We start from the raw sequence: 4592 nt of genomic DNA, 5'->3' as shown, positions 1-4592 counted from the left end.
GGCGGGAGGCGACGCCGTCGCCACCGGCCCGAGCGTCCTCGTCCTGACCGGGGAGCCCGGGGCGGGGAAGACCACCCTCGTGGTCCGGTCCGGCGCCGAGGCCGGGGCGCGCGGCCTGCGGGTGCTGCGGGCGCGGGGCTCGGAGGGTGAGCAGGACCTGGCCTTCGCCGGGGTCCACCAGGTGTTGCGGCCGGTACTCGCCGCGGCCGACGGCCTGCCCGCCCGGCAGCGCGACGCCCTGCGGAGCGTGTTCGGCACGGCCGGAGACGGGCAGGAGGCACCCGACCCGCTGATGATCAGGATGGGCGCGCTCACGCTGCTCTCCGAGGTGGCGACGGAGCAGCCGCTGCTCGTCACCGTGGACGACGCCCAGTGGCTTGATGTCGGCTCGCTCGACGTGCTGGCGTTCATCGCCCGGCGCCTGGAAGGGGAACGGATCGCCCTGCTGCTCGCGGCGCGGGAGGAGGAGGTGCCGGCCCGCTTCGACCGTGACTTCGCGCATCTGGCGGTCGGCCCGCTGGACCGGGTGGCGGCCGGACTGCTGCTGGACGCACAGCCGTTCCGTCCGCAGGGCAAGGCCCGGACCCTCGTCCTGGAGCAGGCGGCCGGTAATCCGCTCGCCCTCGTCGAGCTGGCCCGAGCCTCCGCCGGGTCCGCTGCCGCAGGCCTCGTCGGCGCTCTCGACGGGTTGCCCCTCACGAAGCGGCTGGAGCGGCTGTTCGCCGCCGACCTGCCGCTCCTTCCCGAAGCGACCCGGCGCGCGCTGCTCCTGGCGGCGGCCGCCGGTACGGACACCCCGGTGGAGGCATGGCACGCCACCCCGCTCCCCGACGGCGACGCCCGGGTGTGGCTGCCCGCGGAGCAGGCCGGACTGGTCCGGGTGGAGGGCGGACGCGTGCGCATGCGCCATCCCCTCGTACGCTCGGCGGTCTACCAGGCCGCTACGTTCACCGACCGGCGTGCGGCCCATCTGGCCCTCGCGGAGGTCCACGCCGGCGAACCCGACCGGCGCGCCTGGCATCTGGCCGCGGCCGCGCTCGGGCCGGAGGAGGACATCGCGGCGGCCCTCGCGGAGAGCGCCGAACGCCATCGGCGCCGCGGCGGATACGGGGCCGCCGCCAAGGCCCTGGAACGGGCCGCCGACCTCAGCCCCGACACCGGGCGGCGCGCCGGGCGGCTGCTCTCCGCGGCCTCGTACGCCATGCTGGCCGGTCATCCCCAGTGGGTCGGCGAGATCACCGGCCGGGTCGGCCGTCTCACGGACGACCCCCGGATGCGCTCCGAGGCCGCGCTGCTCGGCGGCTGGTCTCTGGCGGTGACCCTGCGGCACGAGGACGCGCTCGGCTTCCTGCTGCCCGTGGCGGAGGCGATGGCCACGGCCGCGCCGGAGCTGGCCTTCAACGCCCTGAGCACCGGCTCGACCCCGGCGTACAACTCCGGCGACCCGTTCCACCGCGCCGAGCTGCGTCGCATCGGCCGGCTGATACCGCCCCAGCCGCAGCACACCGGGAGTCTGTGGTCGCGGCTGGTCGCCGATCCGTTCGCGGAGCGGGAGGCAGCCGTCGAGCAGCTCGGCGATCTGGTCGGCAACCTGCGTGAGGACTCACTCCCCGACATGGTCATCCTCGGTGCCTCCGCCTGGATCCTGGACGAGACCGAGACGGCCGGGCGCCTCCTCGGCCAGGCACGGGACCACCACCGTCGCGCCGCCACGGCCGGCACCAACTGCACCGTCACGCAGGCCCTCGCCCTCGCCCTGTTCGAGAGCGGGGCCTGGACGGCGGCCGAGACCGCCGCCGAGGACGCCTTCTGCATGGCCACGGAGGCCGGTGCGGACAACGTCGCCGTCGGCGCCCCGCTCCTCCAGGCCGCCCTGCGGGCCGCCCGCGGCGACCACGCCGGGGCCCGGGCCCGCGCCGCCGACGCCGTGCGCGGCATCGACCTGCGCGGCTCCCGCAGCCTCTACGTACGGCATTGCCACGCCCTCGGCCTCGCGGCACTCGCGGAAGGCGACCACCAGGGGGCGTACGAGCACCTGCGCCGGGTGTTCACCCGGGACTTCTCTCCGCTCCCCGTCCATCACCACGCCTCGCCGTACCACCTCGCGGACCTGGCCGCGACCGCCGTCCGGGCCGGGCGCCAGGACGACGCCCGGGCCGTACTGACCGCCACGACGGCCGTCCTGGGCACTCCCGGATCGGCCCGGCTCGCCTCCGTCGTGCACCGGGCCACGGCGCTGCTGAGCGACCCGGACGAGGCGGAGCCGCACTTCCGCGCGTCGCTCGCCGACCCGGCGGCCTCCCGGTGGCCCTTCGAACACGCCCTCGCCCAGCTCGACTTCGGCGAGTGGCTGCGTCGGCGCCGCAGGTCCGCCGAGGCCCGGCCCTTCCTCGCCACGGCCCTGGAGATCTTCGAACGGCTCGACGCGCGTCCGTGGACGGAGCGCGCGACCTCCGAACTCCGGGCGGCGGGCGTGTCCGTCGCCGACGGCGCGCCGCCGTCGGCCGCCGCCGAGCTGACCCCGCAGGAGCTGCACATCGCGCGGTTGGCGGCGGAGGGGCTGACCAACCGGGACATCGCGGCCCGTCTGTACCTGTCTCCCCGGACCATCGGATTCCACCTGGGCAAGGTCTTCCCGAAGCTCGGCATCACGGGTCGGGCCCAACTGCGCGACGTACTAGACCGGTTGCCCCACCGCGACTGACGGGCGGGGACCGCGCGGCCCCGAGAGGCGGGCTGTGCGCTGCCCGGCCGGTGCCTGTGCGCTCTCGGGAAAGCCGGGCGCCGCGTACCGGCCTAGCGTGGCGGCGAAGCGGATCTTGAGTCGGTCGCCCAGTGCCGTCCGGCCACGTCCCGCCCCGTCCCCAGTGCAGGAGGTTTCCGGAAGGTGTCCACGATGCCGGTCGGGGGGCTGGTGCCCCACCCCACCGAGAACGCGGCGGACCTCGTCGTCCGCAACGCGAAGATCCACACGGGAGACCCGTCCCGCCCCGCCGCTCAGGCGATCGCCGTCCGCGACGGCCGTGTCCTCGCCGTCGGTGACGACCATGACATGGCTGGCCACGTCGGCCCCGCGACCCGGATCGTCGACGCGCTCGGCCGCCGGATCGCCCCCGGGCTCAACGACTCCCATCTCCACGTCATCCGCGGCGGCCTCAACTACGTGCTCGAATTGCGCTGGGACGGCGTGCGCAGCCTCCACGAGGGCCTGGCGATGCTGCGCGAGCAGGCCGCCCGTACCCCCAAGGGGCAGTGGGTGCGCGTGGTGGGCGGCTGGTCGGCCGAGCAGTTCGCGGAACGCCGACTGCCGACCGTCGCCGAACTCAACGCCGCGGCCCCGGACACGCCCGTGTTCGTCCTGCACCTGTACCAGTCTGCGGTGCTCAACCGGGCGGCGCTCAGGGCCGCCGGCTTCACCCGGGACACCCCCGAGCCCCGGGGCGGCCAGATCGTACGGGGCCGGGACGGCGAGCCGACCGGCATGCTGCTCGCGGCGCCCAGCGCCCTGATCCTCTACTCGACCCTCGCCAAGGCCCCGGTCCTCGACGGCGAGGACAAGAAGACGTCGACCCGGCACTTCCTGCGCGAACTCAACCGCTTCGGGCTCACCTCGGCCATCGACGCGGCCGGTGGCTTCCAGAACTTCCCCGACAACTACGCCACGGTCGTCGAACTCGCCAAGGCGGGACAGCTGTCGCTGCGCATCGCCTACCACCTCTTCCCGCAGACCGCGGGCCAGGAGATCGCCGACCTCACCCGGTGGGTGGAGACGGCCCGTCCCGAGGACGGCGACGAGTGGCTGCGGCTCAACGGCGCCGGCGAGAACCTCACCTGGGCGGCGGCGGACTTCGAGAACTTCGCCCAGCCCCGCCCCGAACTCGCCGACGGTTACGAGGCGGAGTTCGAGAAGGCCGTGCGCCTCCTCATGGAGAACGGCTGGGGCTTCCGGCTGCACGCCACCTACGACGAGACCATCCGCCGGGACCTCCGCGTCTTCGAACGGCTCGCCGCCGAGGGCCTGTTCCCGGCCGGCAACCGCTGGCTCTTCGACCACGCCGAGACCGTCACCGCGGACAGCCTGGACCGGATCGCCGCGCTCGGCGGCGCCCTGTCGGTGCAGAACCGGCTGTCGTTCCAGGGCGAGGCCTTCGTCCGCCGCTACGGCATCGGCGCCGCCGCCGACGCGCCGCCGATCCGGGCCATGCTGGAGCGCGGCCTGACCGTCGGCGCGGGCACCGACGCCACCCGCGTCTCCACCTACCACCCCTGGGTCGCGCTGCACTGGCTGGTCTCCGGCCGCACCGTCGGCGACCTCCTCGTGCGCCCGCCGTCCAACCGGGTCGACCGGCGGACCGCGCTCGCCATGTTCACCACGGCGGGCGCGGAACTCACCGGCGAACAGGACCTGAAGGGCGTCCTGCGCCCGGGATTCCTGGGCGACTTCACGGTCCTCTCCGAGGACTACTTCACCGTGCCGGAGCCCGAGATCGCGCACATCGAGTCCCTGCTCACGGTCGTCGGCGGCCGGATCGTGTACGCCGCGGGCGAGTACGAGGGCCTCGACGAGGAACTGCCGCCGGTGAGCCCCGCAT

Annotated in this window: 2 protein-coding genes; both read left to right on the top strand. The window is 74.8% G+C overall.

The genetic code is table 11. The annotated features are described in order from the left end of the window. Positions 1-2704, top strand: a 2704-nt coding sequence (locus ACFV0Q_RS38575) for an AAA family ATPase (RefSeq protein WP_385012369.1), incomplete at its 5' end; no start/stop codon positions are given. Between the two features lie 192 nt (positions 2705-2896). Beyond that, the coding region (locus tag ACFV0Q_RS38570) for an amidohydrolase (RefSeq protein ID WP_385012371.1) at positions 2897-4592 on the top strand (1696 nt) is incomplete at its 3' end.

It is taken from the genome of Streptomyces sp. NPDC059564 (genome assembly GCF_042735575.1).
In the GTDB taxonomy this organism is placed as follows: Bacteria; Actinomycetota; Actinomycetes; order Streptomycetales; family Streptomycetaceae; genus Streptomyces.
This window is presented reverse-complemented; position numbering and strand designations above follow the sequence as displayed.